The organism is Vibrio sp. St2 (assembly GCF_947311885.1).
In the GTDB taxonomy this organism is placed as follows: Bacteria; Pseudomonadota; Gammaproteobacteria; order Enterobacterales; family Vibrionaceae; genus Vibrio; species Vibrio coralliilyticus.
In genome coordinates, this window is the sequence record NZ_CAMZNA010000001.1 from 78733 (window position 1) to 101121 (window position 22389).

Annotated in this window: 16 protein-coding genes; 7 read left to right on the forward strand and 9 right to left on the reverse strand. The window is 46.6% G+C overall.

Annotated elements, in window-relative coordinates; genetic code table 11:
• Positions 1–157: 157 nt before the first annotated feature.
• The 5 genes from QMA41_RS00360 to QMA41_RS00380 are packed head-to-tail and all read right to left on the reverse strand — an operon-like array spanning position 158 to position 5409.
• Positions 158–997 carry a glycosyltransferase gene (locus tag QMA41_RS00360; protein WP_281628521.1) on the reverse strand — a complete coding sequence of 280 codons (840 nt, stop codon included), beginning with the start codon at positions 995–997 and terminating at the stop codon, positions 158–160.
• A 9-nt stretch (positions 998–1006) separates the two neighbouring features.
• A complete protein-coding gene (locus QMA41_RS00365; RefSeq protein ID WP_281628522.1) occupies positions 1007–2185 on the reverse strand; it encodes an MFS transporter in 1179 nt (392 codons plus the stop codon).
• On the reverse strand, positions 2179–3066 hold the full coding sequence (locus QMA41_RS00370) for a phytanoyl-CoA dioxygenase family protein (protein WP_281628523.1): 888 nt from the start codon (positions 3064–3066) through the stop codon (positions 2179–2181). The genes QMA41_RS00365 and QMA41_RS00370 overlap by 7 nt, the downstream gene beginning before the upstream one ends.
• A complete protein-coding gene (locus QMA41_RS00375; protein WP_281628524.1) occupies positions 3056–4315 on the reverse strand; it encodes a DegT/DnrJ/EryC1/StrS family aminotransferase in 1260 nt (419 codons plus the stop codon). Before QMA41_RS00375 ends, QMA41_RS00370 begins: the two co-directional genes overlap by 11 nt.
• Positions 4312–5409, reverse strand: coding sequence for an acetylneuraminate cytidylyltransferase (locus QMA41_RS00380; RefSeq protein WP_281628525.1), 1098 nt, complete (start codon positions 5407–5409; stop codon positions 4312–4314). The genes QMA41_RS00375 and QMA41_RS00380 overlap by 4 nt, the downstream gene beginning before the upstream one ends.
• 482 nt (positions 5410–5891) lie before the next feature.
• On the opposite strand from QMA41_RS00380, the gene QMA41_RS00385 reads away from it, so the two are divergent.
• Positions 5892–6260, forward strand: coding sequence for a response regulator (locus QMA41_RS00385; protein ID WP_006962629.1), 369 nt, complete (start codon positions 5892–5894; stop codon positions 6258–6260).
• Positions 6261–6561: 301 nt separating this feature from the next.
• Positions 6562–8142, forward strand: a complete 1581-nt coding sequence (locus tag QMA41_RS00390; protein ID WP_281628526.1) for an ATP-binding cassette domain-containing protein — start codon at positions 6562–6564, stop codon at positions 8140–8142.
• Between the two features lie 25 nt (positions 8143–8167).
• Here QMA41_RS00390 and QMA41_RS00395 read toward each other — a convergent pair whose 3' ends face one another.
• Genes QMA41_RS00395 through QMA41_RS00405 form a run of 3 tightly spaced genes read right to left on the reverse strand, consistent with a single transcriptional unit; the run spans position 8168 to position 13483 of the window.
• Positions 8168–10036, reverse strand: coding sequence for a response regulator (locus QMA41_RS00395; protein WP_281628527.1), 1869 nt, complete (start codon positions 10034–10036; stop codon positions 8168–8170).
• 14 nt (positions 10037–10050) lie between these two features.
• Positions 10051–12411: an ATP-binding protein gene (locus QMA41_RS00400; RefSeq protein WP_281628528.1), complete on the reverse strand. Its 2361-nt coding sequence runs from the start codon at positions 12409–12411 to the stop codon at positions 10051–10053.
• Positions 12404–13483: a cytochrome c peroxidase gene (locus QMA41_RS00405; protein ID WP_281628529.1), complete on the reverse strand. Its 1080-nt coding sequence runs from the start codon at positions 13481–13483 to the stop codon at positions 12404–12406. The genes QMA41_RS00400 and QMA41_RS00405 overlap by 8 nt, the downstream gene beginning before the upstream one ends.
• 198 nt (positions 13484–13681) lie before the next feature.
• Between QMA41_RS00405 and QMA41_RS00410 the strand changes: the two genes are divergently transcribed.
• Genes QMA41_RS00410 through QMA41_RS00430 form a run of 5 tightly spaced genes read left to right on the forward strand, consistent with a single transcriptional unit; the run spans position 13682 to position 21424 of the window.
• Positions 13682–15073, forward strand: coding sequence for a TolC family protein (locus QMA41_RS00410; RefSeq protein ID WP_281628530.1), 1392 nt, complete (start codon positions 13682–13684; stop codon positions 15071–15073).
• Positions 15070–16254, forward strand: a complete 1185-nt coding sequence (locus QMA41_RS00415; RefSeq protein ID WP_281628531.1) for an efflux RND transporter periplasmic adaptor subunit — start codon at positions 15070–15072, stop codon at positions 16252–16254. The genes QMA41_RS00410 and QMA41_RS00415 overlap by 4 nt, the downstream gene beginning before the upstream one ends.
• A gap of 1 nt (position 16255) precedes the next feature.
• Positions 16256–19417, forward strand: a complete 3162-nt coding sequence (locus QMA41_RS00420; protein WP_281628532.1) for an efflux RND transporter permease subunit — start codon at positions 16256–16258, stop codon at positions 19415–19417.
• 40 nt (positions 19418–19457) lie between these two features.
• Entirely contained in the window at positions 19458–20141 is a 684-nt protein-coding gene (locus QMA41_RS00425) for a response regulator transcription factor (RefSeq protein WP_281628533.1), read from the forward strand.
• Positions 20138–21424 carry a HAMP domain-containing sensor histidine kinase gene (locus tag QMA41_RS00430; RefSeq protein WP_281628534.1) on the forward strand — a complete coding sequence of 429 codons (1287 nt, stop codon included), beginning with the start codon at positions 20138–20140 and terminating at the stop codon, positions 21422–21424. Before QMA41_RS00425 ends, QMA41_RS00430 begins: the two co-directional genes overlap by 4 nt.
• Here the strand turns inward: QMA41_RS00430 and QMA41_RS00435 are convergent.
• Positions 21398–22354 carry an AEC family transporter gene (locus QMA41_RS00435; protein WP_281628535.1) on the reverse strand — a complete coding sequence of 319 codons (957 nt, stop codon included), beginning with the start codon at positions 22352–22354 and terminating at the stop codon, positions 21398–21400. The genes QMA41_RS00430 and QMA41_RS00435 overlap by 27 nt on opposite strands.
• Positions 22355–22389: the final 35 nt, after the last annotated feature.

Genomic DNA, 22389 nt, shown 5'->3' on the forward strand with positions numbered 1-22389 from the left:
ACGCCTTCAGCAGACATCGCCGCAGATTGTAATGGCTCTCTGCTTGAAATATCACATACACTTGTCATGGTCGCTTCCTGATTTCACTCAATAGCAATGATTTACGCCCGATAATGTTAAGAAGGTTTTGGGCGGCTCATGGGTTTGATTGCCCTGATTAACTAACGCTCCTGACGATGTCTTCCCAACTCTCCGCCAACATACGTTCTGTAATCGGTAACTGGTGCTTATCGTGGATGTAATGGCAGTTGTTATGTGTTGCTTCTGAGCCGGCAGTTTCTGCTTTTGGATGTGGGATGTGGTAGGCCTTTGCATCCAACAGAAGCGTAAACTTATGTCCGGCGTTAAATAGCCTCAGTCCCAGTTCGACATCTTCGCCGCCCCAATGGGTAAAGTTCTCATCAAAACCGCCGGCTTCAATAAAATCAGAAGTTTTACCAAATAGATGTCCGCCCCAGAAAAACAGCCACGGATGAGTGTCGAAGCCTCTCATATGTCCGATTTGATTGAGCAGTCGCTGTCGGCAATCCAAGTTCGAGTCATGTTGCGTTAACGAGTTGAACAGCGTGTTGAAATCGTTGCTATCGAGTAACTGAGAGAAGGTATTGTTTGCGACGAAATGCTCTTCAAAACCGTGGCAGAATCCAATCTGGATGTGATCTGGGTTTCTTTCCATTTCGGCAAGATGTATTTGCAGTGCATGCCGTTCTAGGACTACGCCGCTGTCCAAATAAAATAGGTATTCGCCAACCGCTTGCTGGCTGCCAAGGTTGCGTGCGCTCGCCGCTCGGAATCCTAAATCGGGCTGAAAGCAGTAACCGATGTTCAACCGAGAAGAAAAGCTTTTGACCAGCTCTTCGGTATTATCTGACGAGCCATCATCAGCAACGATGACTTCGAAGCACTCGGTTTGTAATGACTGTTGGCAAAGTGATTCGAGCGTCTTCTCTAGAAGGTTCGCGCAGTTGTAAGTCGGAATGATGATACTGATTAACATGCTGTTTTCCTAAAGTGATGCGTATTGAGGTGTGTGCTGATGCTTGGCAAGCTTTAAGGCCGCAATACCAATGACTAAGCCGCTGACGGCGACGAAATACATGCCGCTGGTCAGGCCAAAATGCGTGGCGATGAAACCGATAGTCGGTGGACCCGCTAAACCGCCAATGGAACCAAAGGTGGAAATTAGCGATAAACACCCGGGGCCAATGGCAGCCGCTGAAGCGTAAATGATGGGTGAAACCAAAGAGACGGTTAAGCCGACAATAGCGAATGATATCCATGAAGCGTAAAGCCCAGACAGCCACACGCCTGTTGCGAGTGAAAAGCTGACGATAAGTCCGGCAAAGGCAATCAGGATGGCGTCGTTGTATTGCGAGCGCAGGCTGTCAGCAAAGAGTCGGCCAATAAACATCGCAGCGGAGAACACCAATACACCCGAAGGGGCGAGTGAGGGGCTGACGTCAATCACATCTTTGAGATAGATCGCGCTCCAATCATTCATTGAGCCCTCAATGATGGTTGCACTCAGGACGATGATGCCAAGCACTAAGGTTGTTTTGTTGATCAGTTTTGGTTCAGGCTGTTTGTCGTCTGAATCGGAAGTGCTGCACTGTTCTGAGGTTCGATATGCAACGGCAAACAACGTCAGAAGCGATACACAAATGACGGCGCCATGAACAATCAGTTCGGACGAAACAAAGCGAATCAGACCCATTGAAATCAAAGCCGCTGCCGCCAATCCTAAGCTGAACACAGCATGCAAGCGGGACATGCATTTAATGTCGTGTTTACGTTCGATGTCACTACCGTAAGTGTTAATCGCGGCATTAAGCCCTGCGCAGCATATGCCCTCAATAAACATCAAAACCAAACCTAAGTGATAGGAAGTGTTGTTCATGATTAAAGGGAGCAAACAAGCGGCAATACTTCCTAGTAGCAGTGCCATTTTTCGCGCACCTACATGGCGCAGTAGCCAGATGGTGAGCGGAAAAGCGGAGATCGCACCAAGACTTGTCGCGAGAAGGAAAAAACCGAGCTCCATGTCAGTAATGCCCATGGCGATTTTCAGGTCCGCGAGTCGCGATGCCCAACTGCCAATGTTCAAGCCTAACGCAAAGAACAGGCACAGAGCGGGCATAGTAACTGCCAACCAACTCGGCTGCCTTGAGTGACTTGGCTTTACCATGACTCTAGTCCTACCAATTTTCTGCCAAGAGGAGTGAGTTCGAGTGGCGTAAAGGGTTCAGGATCGAGCTGACCGCGCCAGCCACGTAGCCACGCTGGTGGACGAGCGTTTTGGTAGCAATTCACGCGCTCTTCTCGTGATTGGTACAGCACTGGGGGCACGTGCTCTTGGCTGTCGGCTTTGTACATAGCAATAAACTGAACAAGGCGAGGGTTGAGATGGTGAGTACAAACGTTGCCATGCGGTAAACGGCTGTCAAAGATGACTAAACTGCCAGCAGGGGCATCTATCTTCGTGACGTCTTGCTCGGTGAAAGGGTAGACATCCTCCAGATACAATCCATTAATGGTGAATTGATCAAACAGGCTTGGATCGTGGAACGTGTTGTCGATAATCTGGCGATACACTTGTGGCAGACCACCAAACGCACCTTGTTCCTTTTCTGTATCGGTCAGGTAAATCAACCCTTGGTAGACAGGAGTATCCATTTGACGGAAATCATAATCCCAATGCATTCGATTCGAATCATTGCCATATTGCGGTAGGTCATAACGGCACGGTGGTTTAAAAGAAGCGCGATCCATGGTGACCCACAATTGTTCTTCATTTAGAAGCTGAGCGAAGGCCTGATAAACGTCTGGATGTTGACGAACCTGCCAAAACGCTGGGTGATGATGCATCGGGACGGAACCCGTGTCATTGATTGGGTCCTGTTTGTACCAGGTGTCTCTATTGTTGAGATCAACTTCCATAAAAGAGCAGATCGCTTCTATGGATGACTGGCATAACTCCTGCGGGACAACGGATTCGATCACGGTATAGCCTTGTTCTGCAAGCTGCGCTCTCTTCTCATCCCAGTAACGGGCATTTTTACTTTCCATGATTGTCTCCGTGAATTTCTGCCAATACGTCGAGTAGTGTTGATGCGCATTTTTCAATGTGCTCTGCATTCCAGGTTGGGTGGAGGTGCAGGTTGAGTGTGCGCTTAGAAAGTGAATACGCCATTGGGCATATCTGATTGTCATACTGAACCGATTGAGGGTCGGTGTATTCGCTTGAGTGAAATGGGAAGTTGGCTTTACCGAAACCAATCAAATCGGTGTAGGCTTTTTCACGGTATGCTTCAGGCCACAGCACTTTGGTTACTGGAATACCTCTCTCGACCAGCTTCTTGTAGACGGACTCAGTACGTTGCTCATCAAATGACTGGTCGAAAACAATAGGGAATAGCCAGTAAGCATTTTGTCTGTCTGGAGTATCCAGCGGCAGGCTTTCAATGTATTGGCACTGAGATAAACATTCGCGATAAATGAAGGCATTTTTGCGTCGGTTGAGTAGGTTCCAGTCGTCAAAACGCTTCAACTCGTTGAGGCCGATAATCGACTGAATTTCGGTCATTCGATAGTTGTAGCCAACACGGTGATGGATGTATTTTTCCTTTTCTTCCATCTCCAGTAACGCCAGCTTGTGTTTAACGTCGAAACCATGGTCTCTAAACGAGCGACATTCCCACGCTAGGTTCTCATCATTGGTGGTAATCATTCCACCTTCACCGCCAGTGGTGAAATGCTTGCTTTGACAAAAACTAAAGGCCGCCGCATGACCCAATGTACCGACTTTCTGGCCGTAATATTGGCCACCAATGCACTGCGCGGCATCTTCAATCACCTTAATTTGATAGCGTTCAGCGATTTCCATAATTGGTTGCATATCGCAGACCACACCATACAAGTGAACGACAATAATCGCGCGGGTACGCTTAGTCACCAAAGCTTCAATTTTGTCCGGATTGATTGTGTGATCGGCGCTTACATCACAGAAAATCGGGATGGCACCAGCCTGTAAAACCGCATAGGAAGAGGCGATAAAACTGTAAGAGGGCACGATGATTTCATCGCCCGGGCCAATATCCATCGCACTAATGATGGTGTGTAGAGCAGAGGTACCAGACGAGCAACTGATGGCAAACTCAGAGCCGCACCACTTCGCAAAGGCGTCTTCGAATTCTCGCCCTTTGTTTCCAGTCCAGTAATTGACCTCACCAGACTTCAGTGGCTCTATAACATCTCGAAGAGAATCGGGGTGAAATGCAGGCCACTTGGGGAATGTTGTTGTGTGTTGCTCATTCATAATGCTTTCTCTGTAATGTGTTGATATTCGGTGTTGCAAATAGAAGAGCTGCGATTGAGCAGCTGGATAATTTGATTGATGATTCTGTTCATGCCGTTGCTCAGATCGAATGTCTGGAGTCGGTTGGAGATAGTGCGCCTTAGCTGATTGTTGGTGGCGAGTCGTAAGATCTGACGTTCAATAACAGAATGATCCACCAGTTGGCCATTTCCGCAGTATGGAAAAAGGGCATCTCGATAGAAGGTATGAAGACACTCTCTCGCATTGGCCGAGATCACCACGGTAGGTAAGCGCATAAAAGCGGCTTCAAAGACAGTTCGGCAATTGGCGGTAATCGCCATGTCCACCTGAGCCATCAGCGGTGCGATGTCCTGGCCGATAAACACTTCCGCGTTAAGTGATTTTTCCTGTATGAACCGTATGACTTCTTTTGGCTGTTGATAAGAGCCGCCTAAAGCGATGATATAGTTCAATTGGCAGAGGTAGTCGTTGTGGGCGATGACTTCCAAGGTTTTTTGGGTTAGATTGCTTGGGTCTTCGCCACCAAAAGTCAGCAGAATGCTACGCACCGAAGGGCTTAAGGTGTTGCTGATTTTCCGGTGCAGAAAAAACTCTTTTCTTATATCAACATAATCATGGCCAGACAGCTCTTGGCCCAGACCGGTTTTCGGATAGACGGCATTAATGACGCAGTCTGCATGTACTCCACCAGTGCCGAGATCCTCAAAATTGATGATTGGAGTGTTGAGCTTTTTCAGCGTACTCACATACGCTTCGGATGTATTGAGGACATCATTAATAATCAGATCAGGCTTTGCTTGGGCGATGATGTTCAATAAGTCGTCGTCGCTTGCCGCTAGTTGGTATTGTGAGATGTTTTTTTGCTCGCAAAAGGATAAACCAAGGGAGCTATTTGGAGTCAGTACAAACTTGGATTCAATGAAACTGGGTAAGGATTGCGCAATCGTCCATGCACGGTAGCAGTGCCCAAGACCTTTTCCTTTTTCTCCTTTGATGACAAAAACCACTTTGTTTAGCCGCGGTAGCCGAGTTTCAATACGCTTGTTGAGGTTTTCAGTGACGTAGCTGTCCATAGTTTGGTCCCATTTCTAAGTCGTGGAGATGGATGTGGTTTAATTTCGCGACAAAAAATAACACCAAGACACTAGCATTTATTTGATAACATGGGATTAACATTTGTGGAAAGAAAATCACAAATGAACATTTTTTATTCTTAATTAGTCTGATTTATGCAGTATTCAAAGCATTTTCATTAGAGCTAATACTCTTTGTTATTACTTTTTCTTGAGATATTTAGTGATGAGAAATAACTGATTAATATGAATTGTAATGCTTAATGAGTTGATGGTTGAAGCTGACAAACTGGTTTTATGTTGGCAAGAATCGCTAGGGTTTGGTGAATCGTTTGATACCAACATTTCCAAGTGATTTAGCTTTACTGTTCGTTGTTACTCGAAACAACAAGCAAGATATATTGATAAGTAACGGAAATAGGTCTTAACTCATACAGATAGAAAAAATTGATAACCCAGAGTTATCTTGGCTAGGAAATAAAATGAAACTGTTGATTGTAGACGACTCGCCCACGATCGCTGCGCTGATAGAAAGCTTTATGGAGCAGCGATTTGCTGACAAGTTTGAAGTAGAAATTTGTACTCATAGTTCAGAGGTCCCTCAGCTCTTGGCTGAAAATCACTTTGATGTTGTTTTGACCGATGTGTTTATGCCGGAAATGGATGGTTACGAGGTGATACAGCACCTTAAGAGTCATCATCCGGATACTGCGGTTATTGCTATGTCGAGTGGCTATACACATGCCTCTGCGGAAAGCAGCCTGCAGGCTGCCAAGTTTTTAGGTGCAGTAACGTCTATAAACAAAAACAATCTCAGCAGTGATCTAGAAAGGGTGTTTGCGACCTTTTAGATCTTATCTTTTGTTTGGCACTATCCGCTTCACCGTATTGCAACGTTTGAACAAAGCTGGTTATAATTCGCGCATCACTTTACTAGGAGCCAATGCCTAAATGAACAGCTAACTTCCTGACATCCAATATAAACAATACTTTGGACACTCGGGGTTAGTGGGCGTTGCCGCAATCTTAGTACCTTTCTAAAATCCACCAATGGTGGTTCTTGCCAGTTTATCTGGATTATCTCGGCATTTTATACGCTCGGCCATATCACCGCACAATGGCGACCCCTTTTTGAATTAAAAAGGAGGCGATATGCCTGCATTAATTGCATCTCAAATTTCACATCAGCTCGAAACGGGTGAATGGTTATTTCGTTCGATCAATCTATCGTTGAATCATCGTATTACTGGCCTAACTGGAAAAAATGGTAGTGGTAAGTCGGTGTTGCTTTCCATCTTGACGGGGGACTGCTTGCCTGATGCTGGCAATGTCGAACGTCAAGGGAGGATTGCTACGTACTCTCAGCTACCTTCAGAGTTGTTAGTCAGTGATATGACCATTGCGCAATACCTTGGCATCGATGACAAACGTCAGGCTCTGAGAGCGATAGAGCAAGGAAGCACGCGGCAGGAAGATTTTGACCGCCTTAGCGATGACTGGGAGGTAGAGCAGCGAGCAATCGAGCTTATGGCTCAGTTGAGCATTGCGCTGTCATTGGATGACTTTTGTTGCCACCTAAGTGGAGGACAATTAGCTAAGCTTCAGCTCTATTATTTGTTTGAGCAAAGTCCGGATATTTTGTTGCTTGATGAGCCAACTAATCATCTCGATACCCAAGGAAAGCAGTGGTTGATAAATAAACTCAAAGCATTCCCCGGTAAGATTCTATTGGTCAGTCATGATAGAGCGTTACTGCGTTGTGCGGATGTTATCTGTCACCTCTCACCATTAGGTTTGAAAAGCTATCGAGGTGGCTATGATGAATTCCAGCGCCAATATGACGTAGAGAAACAGGCTTTAAGCAGCAAGATTGACAACCTCAAATCAGAAAAGAAGAAGATTGAGCGTCAGATCCAGCTCAATGCCGAAAAAGCCCAGCAGCGAGAGGCGATGGGCAATCGCGCAAGAAGATCAGGCAGTCAGCCAAAAATTCTAATGGACGCAATGAAAGACAGCGCGCAAGTCACTCGCTCTGCTGCTATCACGAATCAAAATAATCAGTTGAAGCGGAACCAACACAAGCTGGAGACGTTAAAGAGCTGGCAGGAAGACGGGAAGGAGCAGAGTTTTTATCTTGCCCATACTCAAGTGGACAAGAGACACAATCTAGCTTCTATTGCGGATTTCAGCTTAGATAAAAGTCGTTGGCAAACCGTGAGCATAAGAGTGGAAACACAGGATCGGATACACCTATCTGGCAATAATGGCTGTGGGAAATCGACTTTATTGAAAGCACTGAGTTCACCAGCGGGAAGCCTTGAACAAGGGATTAAATGTAATGTAAAGACTGTCTATCTAGATCAACATTTTAGTTTGCTTTGTCCGAATATAAGTATGTTGGATACGTTACGCAATTCTTGCCCCAAGCTGTCAGAGAGTGACGCTCGGACTTTGTTAGCTGGGGTTGGCTTTCGCAGAGACAGTGTTTACAAGATGGTCTCAGCGCTGAGTGGTGGAGAAAAAATGAAGCTAGCGGTATTAATGGTGAGCCACCAATCTTGTTCGCCGTTACTTTTGCTTGATGAACCAGACAATCATCTCGATATCGATTCAAAGCAACGGCTGGCCAAAGCAATATCTACGTACCCAGGCCCTTTTATTTTGGTCAGTCATGATCAAGATTTTGTCGATGAAGCCGGAATCAACAAAACGTTAGAAATTAAAGCCGTGTAAGGCAGGTAGGGGCACACTGTGGCCCCTAACCATTTCCAACACTTTGGTCATTTGATTGAGAGGAAGTCTCCATTGCAGCATACAGCGCATCTTTTTTAACGGGTTTAAGCAGTACTTCTTTCGCTCCGTATTGATAGAACTGCTGCCTTGCGGCGTTAGTTGTGTCAGCCGTACAGGCAATTATTGTGGTTGGAATGTTGTGAAACTGAATAATCAGTTTGGTCGCTTCCAACCCTGTGAGTCGTGGCATGTGATTATCCATAAAGATGTATTCATAATTGCCTGCTAGTGCCATCTCTACGGCTTCCTGCCCGTCTTTTGCACGATCAATATTGTAATAACCCAATCCTTTGAGGAATTTCGATAAAATCAGTGCATTCACTTGGTTATCTTCCGCGATCAATATACGAGTACCGTTCGAAGCCTTATCTGGTGTTTCATTCTCTGTATGTGTCAGCGGCACTCTGATTGATATAAGTGAATGCCCTTCCGGGGTATAACTTAATTGAATATTTCCGCCATTTTGGCAAATGAGAGCTTCAACTTTGTGGAAACCGGCACAGATGCCTTCCATTAATCCATGACGCTGCAATGGGCTTCCTGGCAGTTCAGACATCAAACGACAGCTAACCCCCTTGTCGGTAGAACGTATCTGTACAATTAGAGATTCCGAGTCTCTATCGTCAATCACTTCTGCGCTCACTTCAACGTCTCCTCCTGGGGCTTGGTTAATCGTTGTGAGGGCGAAGAAACACACGGTTTGGTTGAGTAAGTTCCCATCAAGCAGATATTGCTTGCTGTCGTTGACGTTAAATTGAGTAGAGAAGTTGACGTCGTTACCGTTGGCGAGCGGTGTTAACTTTTTGCTCAATGATTGCAAGTGCTCGGCCAATTTAATCTCTTCCGCTTTGCTTGCCAGAGAATCGACATCTGTTGCTGACAGGGTGAGAATATGTTTGATCGAAGCGTGGAGTAAATCACCGGAATGTTTAAGTCGAGTGGCTAATGATTTGATCTGTGAAAGGTCATCGCTGCGTTCGATTTGTTTTAGCGGTATAACGATACTGTTGCTATAGACTTTGAGTTCATGATTAATCAGCCGCATGAAGCGTGACTTGTTTTCCATAGCTGACTTCGCCAATTGAATCTCTTTCTTAAGTCGCTCTTCTAATTGTTTTCGTTCAGTAATATCCCTCTCGACAGCCACAAAGCGCGTGAGTTCTCCATCTTTAAATACAGGAGCAATCGAGATGTCAATCCAGTATTCACTACCATCCTTGCTGTAATTAATAAGCTCACAATCGATTTGCTTCGCTTGTTTGATGGCATCTGACAGTGCTTGGACTTGCTTGATATTGGTGTTTGGTCCTTGGAGAATATCACCTGGCTTTTTACCTTTTATCTCGTCCAGTTGGTAACCCGTCAACTGCACAAAGCCCTCGTTGACCCATGTTGTGTACCCTTTTGGGTCTGTTACCACAATAGCATCACGGGCATACTCTGCGACAAATCCCTGTGTTGAACGAAAATCAGAAACAACCAGTTCGGTTTGAAGCTTTGATAGCTTCTGCTCTCGATCCTTGATAGCCAGCGATACTATCGTGACGACCCAGATTGCAGAAATTGCGAGCAGACGATTCGCTATCTCACTCCAAACAGCGTTCCCAGCGGACGTTACGTAATGGCCCACGAGAGTGAGTAAGGTACAGATAATCGCCCAAGCAACGATAGAATGTTGGTTTCTCAATGCCATGGAGAGTAGGATTATGGCGATGTAGGGGAGGCCTGATGCCACTTCAGCTGGCATTATTAAATCAAGGTACAAGAACAATCCTGCGAGTAGGGCAAGAACGGCGTGTAGTTCGTATCGACTTTTCGTGAAGGTCCATTTCATAACGTTGCTTTACCTTAGCCAGTCTTGTTGTGCGGATTTAATCGGGTTATCAATCGGCTGGCTTCGTGGCTATTCACCATCAGTCGGTTGACTAGTTTTTGCAGCAGCTCGATTTCAGGAATTTCCCCTTGTCTTGCAATGTCTTCTGTCTTTTTCGTCAACAGGAGAACTTCTCCCATCGAGAACTCGAGAGCGATACCTTTGATGGCATGCAGAATAGCGTGAAGTTCGGTTGGCGTTGTATTGGAATGTAGTTCGATCAGAGAGTCGGTTTTAGTATCCAACTCAAATATTAATGATTCGAGCAATTCAACTTTCTCTCTATCCTGAAGCTCAAGCTGATTGATCAGCGGGCTCTGTGAGATTTCCTCTTCTGTAAGCGGCAACTTATCAACGGGGAAGCGGATTAGAGTCGATATGTTGTTGTTTGCGTTTTGAGGTAACTGTTTCACGGCTTCAGCCACTTCTCGGTGGGTGGAAAACTGACGTGAAAACTGACTTAATGCGTTTTGTAGACTGCTCTTTTGTAGAGGTTTAGTCAGGACAAAATCGGCGCCTCGGGCGATGAATTCATCGTGTGCTTCTTTGAAAACGTCGGCAGTACAAGCAAAAATGACGGTGCTGAGCCTGAGTTTGGTTCGTATATGTTCAATCGCATCCAGACCATTCATGTTTGGCATGTGGTTATCCATAATGATCAGATCATAATTGGAATGCTTAAGACGGCTGATTGCCTCTAGCCCGTCATTGGCATGATCAACCAATAGCCCCATAGACTCGCAGAACTTCCTCGCTACCATAGCATTAACTCGGTTGTCTTCGACCAGCAGAACGGTGAAGTTATCAAGTAAGGAAAGCTCATCTGAGGATTGCACTTGAGCTTCGCTTATTTCCAACTCTTTGAGTTCAAATGGGATAGTGAGGGTGAATTGTGTTCCCACATTTGGCTGGCTAAAAACGGACACTTTGCCGCCCATCATTTCGACCAACCGCTTAACAATAGATAAACCGAGCCCAGTACCACCAAATTTACGCGTCGTGGAGAGTTCAGCTTGCTCAAATGGAGTAAAAATGGTATCGAGCTTCTCTCGTTCTATTCCTATGCCGCTATCGGTGACGCTAATACAGACATTGGGCGGCGTCGACGTGTCGAGTGCGAATTCGATTTCAATCTTACCCGTTTGGGTAAATTTGATCGCGTTGCCGACTAGGTTAAACAGAATCTGCCGAGTTCGTGCAGGGTCGCCATGCAGCTCGATATTGGCGGGCACTTTGTTGCGGGTGACTAGTTGTAGGCCTTTGTTGACGGCTTGGGGGCCTAGTGTTTTTTCCAGACTGAGTACTAATTCGCCTATGGAGAAAGGATGAATCTCAAGCTCCAGTTTTCCTTGCTCGACCTTGGAGAAATCAAGTATGTCATTGAGTATGGTCATCAGGTGTTGACCTGAATCGATAAGGATTTGAGCCTGTTTCTTGGTTTCCAGCTCTTGAGATTCATCTTTGATGATTTGTGCGATACCTAATACACCGTTCATGGGTGTTCGCAGTTCGTGGCTCATGGTGGCGAGAAAAATAGACTTCGCTTCATTGGCTTTTTCGGCGTTTTCAGTGGCGACCTGATACGCATTATTGTTACGGTTGAGTTCGGCGATGCGGGCAATAAAGCCAAACGTTGCCAAAGCAACAAACAGTATGGCAGCACCAATCAAGACTTGGGAGGTAGTGTCTCTAAGTCGAGCTGATGTCGCAGTGAGGCCGAACTCCGCTTGTTCAAGGAACACAACACTGTCGTGTGACAGCAAGGTGGATAACAGCCGCTCTCGTTGTGCATTGACCTGAACAAAAGTTTGAGCAAATCGCGTGACTTCTTCATCGGCACCGATTGCGTTTTCATCCAGCATATGGGAAATAATTTGCTCAAGTGATTGGTTGTCGGATCTAAAGCCGCCTCCATCCATCAATTTGTTCTTTAGGGAGTGTAAAACAAATTCACGAGCAACGATTAAGCCGATGGTTTGATCGAGTGTGCCCGCCAAACTCATGGCAGATGAATGGAAATTATTGAGTAGCGTTTGGGTAGGTAAGTTCTGAAAAAGCGTTGAATGCAAGTCTGCTTGTTGATGTCGTTTCTGAAATTCCGTCAGCTCTCTTTCGAGTTCCACAAGTTGATTGGCCATTTGATAAGGGTCAGAAATACCGCGGATGGAAGCACCAATTACTTCATCACGCAGTTCAATCACTTCATGTCCCATGGTTCGTACTTGCTCATCGTATTTGGCCAATTTGTTCAATTCGCCATAGGCCATATAGACGTATGAACACATGGCGATAAAAATGAGAATAAATGCTGCAAAGGCGAGCCTGATTTTATTCATTTTCAAACTCCTGCAAGATGGCTGGTCTATCTCCACTTAACGAATTCAGGAAAGCTTCGAGATGGGCGATGGTTTCGTCGTCAAACGTTTTTCCTAACTGGCTTTCACCCATGATTTTAATTGCTTCTGAGAGGTGCTGTGTCTTTCCATCGTGGAAGTAGGGTGGCGTCAGGGCGACGTTTCTTAGGCTGGCGACACGAAAGAGGTAAAGATCGTTCTCATCCTGAGTAGTGTTGAACCGTCCTTTATCAGAGCTGCGATTTTCTCCAGTAGTCGACTGGCCAAAGTAGCCAAATCGCATGACCATACCGCCGCCGATGTTGCTGCCCTGATGACAACGAACACACCCTTCTTTCTGAAAGGTTTGCCATCCGAGTTTCGCTTCAGGGCTGAGTGCGTTTTCATCGCCTGCTAAATATTGATCAAACGGGGAGTTTGGTGTGCTGAGGGCATTCATAAACTCAACCAGAGCTGTCTTAATGTTGTGTTCTGTAATAGGAAGCTCTGCCTGCAAAAAATATTGTTGGTAGATAGGAGACTGGCTGACGTATTCGGTAATTTTTGACCAATTTGAGTCCATCTCAACCGGGTCATGAATGGGGCCATCAAGCTGCTCATGGAGGCTGTTTACCCGACCGTCCCAGAAAAAACGGTAATTCAGGCTCGCATTAAATATCGTAGGGGAGTTACGGGTTCCAAGGCCTTCTACTCCAGTAGAAACCGCCGTCGTTTCAGCGCCGTTAGTGCGTAGATTATGGCAGCTCTCGCAACTGACCTTTTTGTTAGATGAAAGGTTAGGGTCGCGAAAAAGCACCCAACCGATCTTGGCTTGAGTACGGTCAAACTCTGGGTGTTCTGGAATGGGAGAGACCAAGCCGTAGCGTTTGTTTTGTTCTGTTTCACTGTGTTTATGGTCGTGCTGGTGTGAGTCATGGTGGTCGGGTTCTGAGGCGTGATCATGCTCTGCGTCATTGTGTTTTGAATGTGATGAGCTGAAGCCTTCATAGAGTAGAAGGCCAATAGAGGCAGCCGTGATAAAGAGCCCTATCCACAATAACGTTTTCTTTTCCATCTTATGTCCACTCTTACAGGCACTTAGCACCTTCCGTGAGTTTGTTCTTAATATAAATCTAGTTGCGCACTATTCTTGAAGCAATGTCAAAGCAAAAAGAAGTATAGAATACTACTTTAGGGGTATTAGAAATGCCTTAACCCGGCGTTAACCCCATCGTTTGTTACCGTGCTTGCAGATTAGCGGGAGAAGACAACGATGACATTGCGATATTCCATTCTTGCTCTGACGCTGGCAGGCGTTATGGGCTGTGCGACGGGGACCGATGCCGACTTTGCCACACAGGCTGAGCAGAATAGTGCTCAGTCTGTTGAGCAACTGCTGGCGCAGGTGGTAGCCGAGCGACAACTTTCACTTGAAGCTGACGACATAAGCCAACCGACTCAACTGACGGATCTGATTTCTGTCCCCGAGCTTGATCAATACTTACACGCCGCGTTTGCTCATAGCCCTAGTTTGCAGCAAAGCGTTATCGCGCTGAAAATTGCTTATGCTCAGCAAGGAGTCACGGTGGCAGACCAGCTACCTACGGCGAATGCCAGCTTTACAGGTCAATCCAAAGAAGATACCGACGACAGCTATACCGGCGAAGTGACCGTGAGCTGGGAGCTGGATCTATGGCAAAAACTGGCAGATAGCAGCGAGGCAGCACGAAAAGATGTTGCGGCCTCTCAGGCAAGCCTGCAATCAGCCAAAGATTTGCTGGCGGCCAATATCATGCGCAATTGGTTGGAAATCAGCGTCAATCAGCAATTACTTGATATTGAGCTGAGAAGGCTGGATGTATTGGAAAACAACGAGGTGTTGGTATTAGAGCGCTATCAGGTGGGATTAGGCAGTCTGGAAGACTTAGATAACGCGAAAACCAGCACGGCGTCGACGCGCTCAACTGTCGCTAAGTATGAGGAAAACCTAGAACAGAGCAGACGTAGCCTCCAACTCCTAACCGGGCAATGGCAACCCGAGTTGCAGCAGCCAGAGGTAGCGATGACGTTTCCACAAGTCGTCAACCCTCTCGATTCTCTTACTCAGCAGAATATGGCAGGCCGACCAGACCTACAGCAAGCTTTCTACAATATCGAAGCTGAAGCCCTTCGTACCGACGCTGCTTACAAAGCTATGCTGCCATCGTTCAGCTTAACGGCAAGTTTAACGGATATTGCCCAGTCACCCAGCGAAGCCTTGCTAACGGATCCATTGTGGAGCCTACTCGGACAACTATCGGCGCCACTTTTTCAGGGCGGAAAGCTTAAATCTCAGGCCGAAATTGCTCAACTCACCACAGAGCAAAGCTATTGGGCTTATCAGGAAACCTTGCTCACAGCGATCAATGAAGTGGAAAACGCTGTTGGGCAGGAGTATTCGCTTGAACAGCAGCAATTGCATCTTAATCAAGCCTTCACAAGTTCGAAGCGTAGCTTTGTCAGTTACGAAGAGAAATATCGAAAAGGTCTGGTCGACATCTTTAATTTACTGTCCGTTCAGCAGCAGACCTACGACACCGAAGCACAACTGGTTAATGCCACTTATCAACGTTTATTAAACCGAATCGATTTAGGCCTAGCTCTGGGCTTGGGAGTATCATCATGAAAAAAAATGCCATCACTCTAGCGGTGACTCTTGTTGCTGCCGGAAGCATCTTTGCCGCCATTGGCTATAACGGTAGTCACATGGCTCAGGCGAACGAGAATAGCCAGTCTGAGCAACAAACAACGGAAACTTTGCAGCAGCCATTGGTGAAAGAAAGCTTAAACCTCCAGCAAGTTGCAGTGCAGATGACAACCAGTGCAAGCTATCAGGCTCAGGTTGTGGGTTATGGAGAAACTCGGTCTCGTTATCAACTTAACTATGCCAGTGAAGTCAGTGGGCGAGTGAGCACCTTGTCTGATGACTTTGAGACAGGAAAAGTAGTCACTAAAGGTACGATACTGGCAAAGCTGGATGATACGTCATATCAGCAGGCGTTAGCTCAGGCCAAATCTGATGTTGCAACGGCTGAGCTTGAGTTGTTGGAAGAGCAGCGAGAAGGAGAGCAGGCTAAATCGGAATGGCAGCGTTCAGGCCTGAGTGGCGAGCCGAACTCACCCCTGGTCCTTAGAGAGCCTCAACTTGCCAGCGCTGAAGCAAAATTAGCCAATGCAAAGCAGGCGTTAAACAAAGCAGAAAAAGACCTAAAAGACACGGTAATACGTGCGCCTTTTACGGCGCTAGTCGTGAGCAGAGATGTTCAGCCGGGGAGCTATTTGAGTGCGGGCGGCGCAGTCGCCACTTTATACAGTATTGAACGTGTTGAAGTGGAAGTGCCACTGTCAGAGCAGCAATGGGCGAATCTGCCAACCTCCAACGATATGGGGGACTGGCAGGTGACATTGACTGACAGTAGCGGTGCTCACCAATGGATTGGTCAGGTTGAGAGAAAGTTCCAACATGTCACTCAGGACACACGCCAGCGCTCACTGGTTGTGGTTGTAGATAAACCTCTCGAAGCCGAGTCGCCTCTCTATCCGGGGACCTTTGTTAAAGCAATACTGAGTGGAGCTGAAGTTAATGGTCTTTGGGAAGTGCCAGCGTCAGCGATATCTCAGCAGGGCGAAATCTGGACGGTAGATGAGCAAGGTTTGCTGCACAAATCGAACGCCAGCAAACTGTTTGGTCGCGATGGCAAAGTGTACGTCACTCCGAGTTTGGCTGAAGAAAGGGCTCAAGTGGTTGTCAGGCCGCTGAGTAATTTCAAACCAGGTATGAAAGTTACGCCAACGGAGGAGGGGTAATATGGAGCATCAATCCAAAACGCCAAAAGGCTTGATCGCTTGGTTCGCGCAAAATCCGGTTGCCGCTAACCTGCTCATGTTAGGGGTGATTATTGTCGGCCTGTTCTCGGTCAATTCATTACGCAAGGAAGCCTTCCCAAGTCTAGAACCGGACATCGTGACTGTATCTGTCAATTATGACAGTGGTGATCCTATCCAGGCAGAAGAGGGGATATCGATAAAGATTGAAGAAGCTCTGGAAACGGTCGCCGGCATAAAGCGCATTACGTCGACTTCCAGCGCATCGGGTAGCCACGTTTCCATTGAAAAAGAGACCAACTATAGTCTCGATGCTTTGCTGACTGACGTGAAGACCAAAGTAGATGCCATCAACAATTTACCAGCGGAAGCCGACAACCCTGTGATTGATAAGGCTCGGATGCAGGACCACGCTTTATGGGTTCAACTTTATGGCGACGCGGACCGCGCTACATTGCAGGACTTAGCGGAGCAGCTTAAAGCCGATTTGCTTGCTGAAAGTGCGATTCGTGATCTGGAGATCAAAGCAGAAATTGATCCTATGATTTCGGTCGAGGTCAATGAAAGTCGATTGCAAGCCTATGGTTTAACACTCACCGATGTATCGGATGCGATCAATGCGGAGTCATCCACTAGTATTTCAACTAGTTTGCGCAATGATGAGAAAACAGTACGTCTTAAGGTCTCTGAGCAGGCTTACGAGATTGAAGACTTTAAAGCGATCCCTGTTCTCACCCATTCCGACGGGAGCCAAATTACGCTAGGCGATATTGCCCGTGTCACGGATACCTTTGAGGAAGACACTTTCAGCCTGTCACGATACAACCAAAGCAACGCGATGGGCATTCAGATTGTCATGGATGAGTACAGCGACGTTGTGCAAATCGTAGAGCAAGCCAAACAAGTGGTAGAACAGTGGCGTAGCAGTAATCTGCTACCAGACAATGTTAGTGTTGAGACTTGGTATGACAAAAGTACGCTGATCAAAGAGCGATTGTCTCTTCTGGCCAAAAATGCCCTCACAGGTATTGCTCTAGTGTTCATCGTACTGGCGCTATTTTTGAACATTCGTGTCGCATTTTGGGTTGCGGCGAGTTTACCGTTCGTATTCTTCGGCACATTGTTCTTTATGACCGATTCTTTTGTCGGTTTAACCATCAACGAGATGACCACGTTTGGCTTTATCATGGCACTGGGAATTGTCGTAGATGACGCCGTGGTCGTCGGGGAAAGTATTTATTCGACACGACGTAAAGAGGGTGACTCGCTCAATAGCACGATTGTCGGAACATTAAAGGTGGCGGCGCCGACCGTGTTTGGCGTGCTGACAACCGTTGTGGCGTTTCTTTCAATTGCGGCGGTTGATGGAAAAATGGGGCAGATTTATGCTCAGTTTGCCACTGTGGTTACCATCTGTTTGCTACTATCATTGGTTGAATCCAAGTTCATTCTTCCGTCGCATCTTGCCCATATCAATACCCATCGAAGTGATAAGAAAGGCATCTGGAACCGCATTCAACAAGGCGCGGACAACGGGTTGGAGTGGTTCAATCATAAAGTGTACAAACAGGTGATTAAGCAGGCGTTAAAGTTCCGTTATGCTGTGGTCATGGCCTTTATCGCTCTGTTCATTCTCGTGATTGGTATGCCACTGACCGGAGCGGTGAGAATCGCTTTCTTCCCTGATATTGCAGGCGATACCGTTAGTGCAGAAATAAGTATGTATAACGATTCCAGCTTTGGTCAGACTCAAACAAATCTTCTTGAACTGGAAGCCAATGCGCTTAAAGCAGATCAGCAGTTGAGAGCGAGTAGCGAGAGCAGCGATCAGAAAACATCTTACATTACTAGCCTTCAGGTAATTGCCGATGAAGACCGCACTGGAACTGTCCAAGTAGAACTTTCTACGGATGCGACTTATAGTTCAGGTGAGTTTGCTGACTTGTGGTTGCAGATGTCCGGGCAGATGGAAGGGATGAAGAAGCTTAAAGTTCTCTCTTCAATGGAAATGGTCGATAACTTTAAAGTAGAGCTCAAAGCTAGCGACGACACGATCCTAACTCAGGCAGGTAATACATTTAAACAGGCTCTGGAACAGACACCGGGTGTGAGCGGAATTGATGACAACTTAGATCTTGGTGAGCCGCAATACCGTTTTGAGCTGACCGAGCAGGGGCGTGCGCTAGGGATGGATACTTCGAGCCTCGCGAAGCAGGTATTACAATCCTTCGGTGGTGATATTGTTCAGCGCTTCCAGCGTGGGAAAGACGAAGTCAAAGTTCGAGTTCGCTATCCAGAAGGTGATCGTCAAACGCTGGCGGATATTCAGCAATCGAGTGTCCGCACTCCAGATGGAAAAGTAGTGCCAATGTTATCGGTCGCGAATGTCTATTCCGACTATCAGCAAGCGGAAATTACACGTATCGACAACTTACGTGCTGTTTATTTGACTGCGGTGGTAGATAAAGATGTGGTGTCGTCGAATGAGCTGGTGGCTCAGTTGGAGAAAACACTGGTTCCACAGCTTAAATCGGAATACCCAACGCTTAAAATTGACTTTACTGGGGAAGCGGAGCAGCAGCAAGAGTCGACAGATTCAATGCAATCGACCTTTATTATGGCGTTGATAATAATCTTTGCGTTGCTGGCGATACCATTAAAGTCTTACGTTCAACCGCTCATCATTATGGTAGCGATTCCGTTTGGTATAGTTGGAGCAATCTTAGGTCACTGGCTGAATGATCTGACGATCAGTATCCTGTCGCTAAATGGTATCCTTGCCTTGAGTGGTGTCGTGGTCAATGACAGCTTATTGCTAGTATCACGCTTCAATGAACTGACGCGAAAGCATAACGTTCCGGTGAGTGAAGCGATTGTTGAGTCATGCAGCAGCAGACTCAGGGCAGTGTTGCTGACTTCAGTCACGACCTTTGCTGGTTTGGCACCATTGCTGAGCGAAACCTCGATGCAAGCGCAGTTCCTAATTCCAGCTGCCGCTGCATTAGGCTACGGTATTTTGTTCGCGACAATGATTACATTGGTGCTGACCCCATCACTTCTACTGATCCAATGTGATATTCATAATGGTCTTAACAAAGTGAAGGCAGCGCTGTTGGGTGAGAAAAAGCTCGCTCAAAGCGTTTAACGTCTAAGTTAATAGTAGTTTCATAGAGTAAGAGGTAGTCATGGAAAACTTGCAGCTGTTACTGGTCGAAGATGATCTGGATTTAGCTAAGGCGATTGTTGACTACCTCACTCTGGAAGATATTCAGTGTGACCACGCTGCAAATGGCTTGTCCGGATTAAACCTGATTCAACAAGGCCAGTACGACACGGTGATTCTAGATTTGAACCTGCCAAAAATGAATGGCCTGGAAGTGTGTGCAAGGCTCAGAGAGCAAGGGATTGACGTGCCTGTTCTGATGTTGACGGCAAAAGATACCCTTGATGACAAGTTAACAGGCTTTTCGAAAGGAGCGGATGACTATTTGGTGAAGCCTTTTGCTATGGAAGAGCTGATTATTCGAGCGCAGGTTTTGTCTCGTCGGCGCAGCGGGCAGGTCACTAAGCTTTCTGTTTCCGATCTCGAAGTTGACTTGCAGACTCAGACCGCCACCCGATCTAGTGAGTCATTAAAGCTCTCTCCAATCGGATTCAAGCTACTTGAGACTTTGGTTAGGGCGAGTCCAAATACTGTCTCTCGTGAAAAATTGATGCAGAGTGTGTGGGGAGATGAGCAACCAGACAGTAATAGCCTAAAGGTGCATATGTTTAATCTTAGAAAAGCCGTCGATAGCCGTTTTGAAACCAAATTGATTCATACGATCACAGGACGTGGCTTTGCATTGAAACAAGAGAGTTCTCAATGAAAATAAGACGTAGCCTGAGGCTTTATTTTTTGTTTGCCATGCTACTGACAGGGTCGTTGACGATTATAGCGATGTCTGGTGTTGCGGTAAGTTACTTCTTTTCAGGTTTGGATATGGCTATGACAGGGTTCATGCGAACGCAGGCGTACCAAGTTGAATTGACGGATAACACTCCAGTGAAAATCAATGACCTGACAGTGGCAAGACGATGGCAAGACTTACCTCAGCCAATTCAAGACAACCTGAATCCAAACGAACTGGTTCTCAATGAAGTACTTAAAAAAGTTGTCGGAGTCCCTCTTATTGAATCGCCTAAAGCGGGCTATTTCGCAATGAAAATGGAGCACAAAGGAGACGTCAGGTACGCGTCGGTGTTGTTTCTCGATAATGAATTTTCTCCGGGTGAAATGCCCCAGTTTATCTACATCGTGTTTGTTGCCATCGCTGCAATCTTAGCGTTTTCTTTGATACTCATTGCCTTTATTCGCAGTGTTTCAACTCCCGTAGAGGAGCTTAAAGACTGGGCGAAATCCTTGGATAAAGAAAAGCTCAGCCAGCCAATTCCGGGGTTTGACTACAGTGAGCTCAACACATTGGCAGAAATCATCAGATCCAGTCTGAGCTGTGTACAGGAAGGTCTTGAACGAGAGCAGCGCTTTTTGGGTTATGCTAGTCATGAACTAAGAACGCCGATAGCTGTTACTCGTACCAATTCAGAACTACTGAAAAAGATGATCCTCAAGAAGTTGGATGAGGACAAGCAGCTTGAAGTGTTGGAACGCATTGAGCGTGCAGGGTACACAATGACAGATTTGACTGAAACGCTATTGTGGCTCAACCGACAAGAAGAAAAGACACTGCCATTCAGTGATCTCGTGATTGGTGACCTCATTACTGAGATCGATCATGAACTCGAATACTTACTGCAAGGAAAAGAGGTCAAAGTGAGTATCAAAGTAGACGCCACGCAGCATTCATTACCGCACGGGCTGTGTCGAATCATCATAACTAATTTGGTTCGCAATGCGTTTCAGCATACTTATCAGGGGGAAGTGATTATCGAGCAGTCTGGAAGTCGACTGGTTATCACCAATCACAACGTATCCCAAGGTGATGGGGAAGAGGAGTTGGGTTTTGGGCTAGGTCTTGAGCTAACCGAGCGCTTAATCAGCCAGTACGGCTGGTATTACGACAATAGCGCAACCAATTCAGGTCGCCGTGTTGAACTACATTTTTCTCTAACTGATGACGCTGACTTAAATAAGCCCGATGTTAACAAGTAGGACTAGTCCTGCGGTACAGGTGAGAGTTGAGATGACCGTCGTCATGGCAACAATGTTAGCAGCCAGTACCGAGTTTCCGCCCATTGAGCGGGTCATTACATAGCTTGCTGCTGCAACAGGTGAGGCGTTCATAAAAAACAGGATCGCAAGCTCTAGCCCTCTAAAGCCATACCAATAGGCAGCGCTGGTGATCAGCAAAGGAGCCAGTACCAGCTTGTAGCTACTGGCAAACCACGCTGGCCCTTTTTCTTTTCTCATCTTACTCAAATCCAGTGAGCCGCCGGTGCACAACAAAGCCAGTGGTAGGGTCATTTTCGCCAGGTAATTACCCGCATCAACAGCGACCGTTGGGACAGGTATAGAAAGCAGATAGAATACCACGCCAGAGACAATGGCAATGATCAGTGGATTTTTGGTTAGCGTTCTCAGCATCACTTTAGCGGCTTTGGTGGGGGAAGTTCCTCCTTTGGGTGCTAAGCAGATAACCGCCTGAACGTTGTAAATGAAAGTGGTGATGGCGACATACAGTGCAGCGAGTGCGATCCCTTGTTCTCCAAACGCATTCGCCACGTAAGCAATGCCAATGATGCCCGTGTTGGCGCGATAGCCGCCTTGCGTGATGACGCCTTTGTCAGGAGAAGACTTGAATAACAGTGCGACAGAGACGGTGGTAAAGACAAAAAAGGTAATGCTCGCAAACGCGGCAAATCCAAGGAAGCGGCTGGCAGCAGTGAAGTTATGTTCAGATACGACAATACTGAGGAACAACATCGTTGGTAGAGTCACCTGAAACACTAATTTCGAGGCGACTTCTATGAAATTGTCGTTAATCAGGCCGATGCGTTTGAAAAACACACCTAACAACAGCATCAAACAAATAGGGCCGGTAATCGACAGTGAGAAACTCAATTGCTGAAGTAATGCGTCCATACATGCCCTGAAAGTGAGTTGGTTGGAGTAAAGTT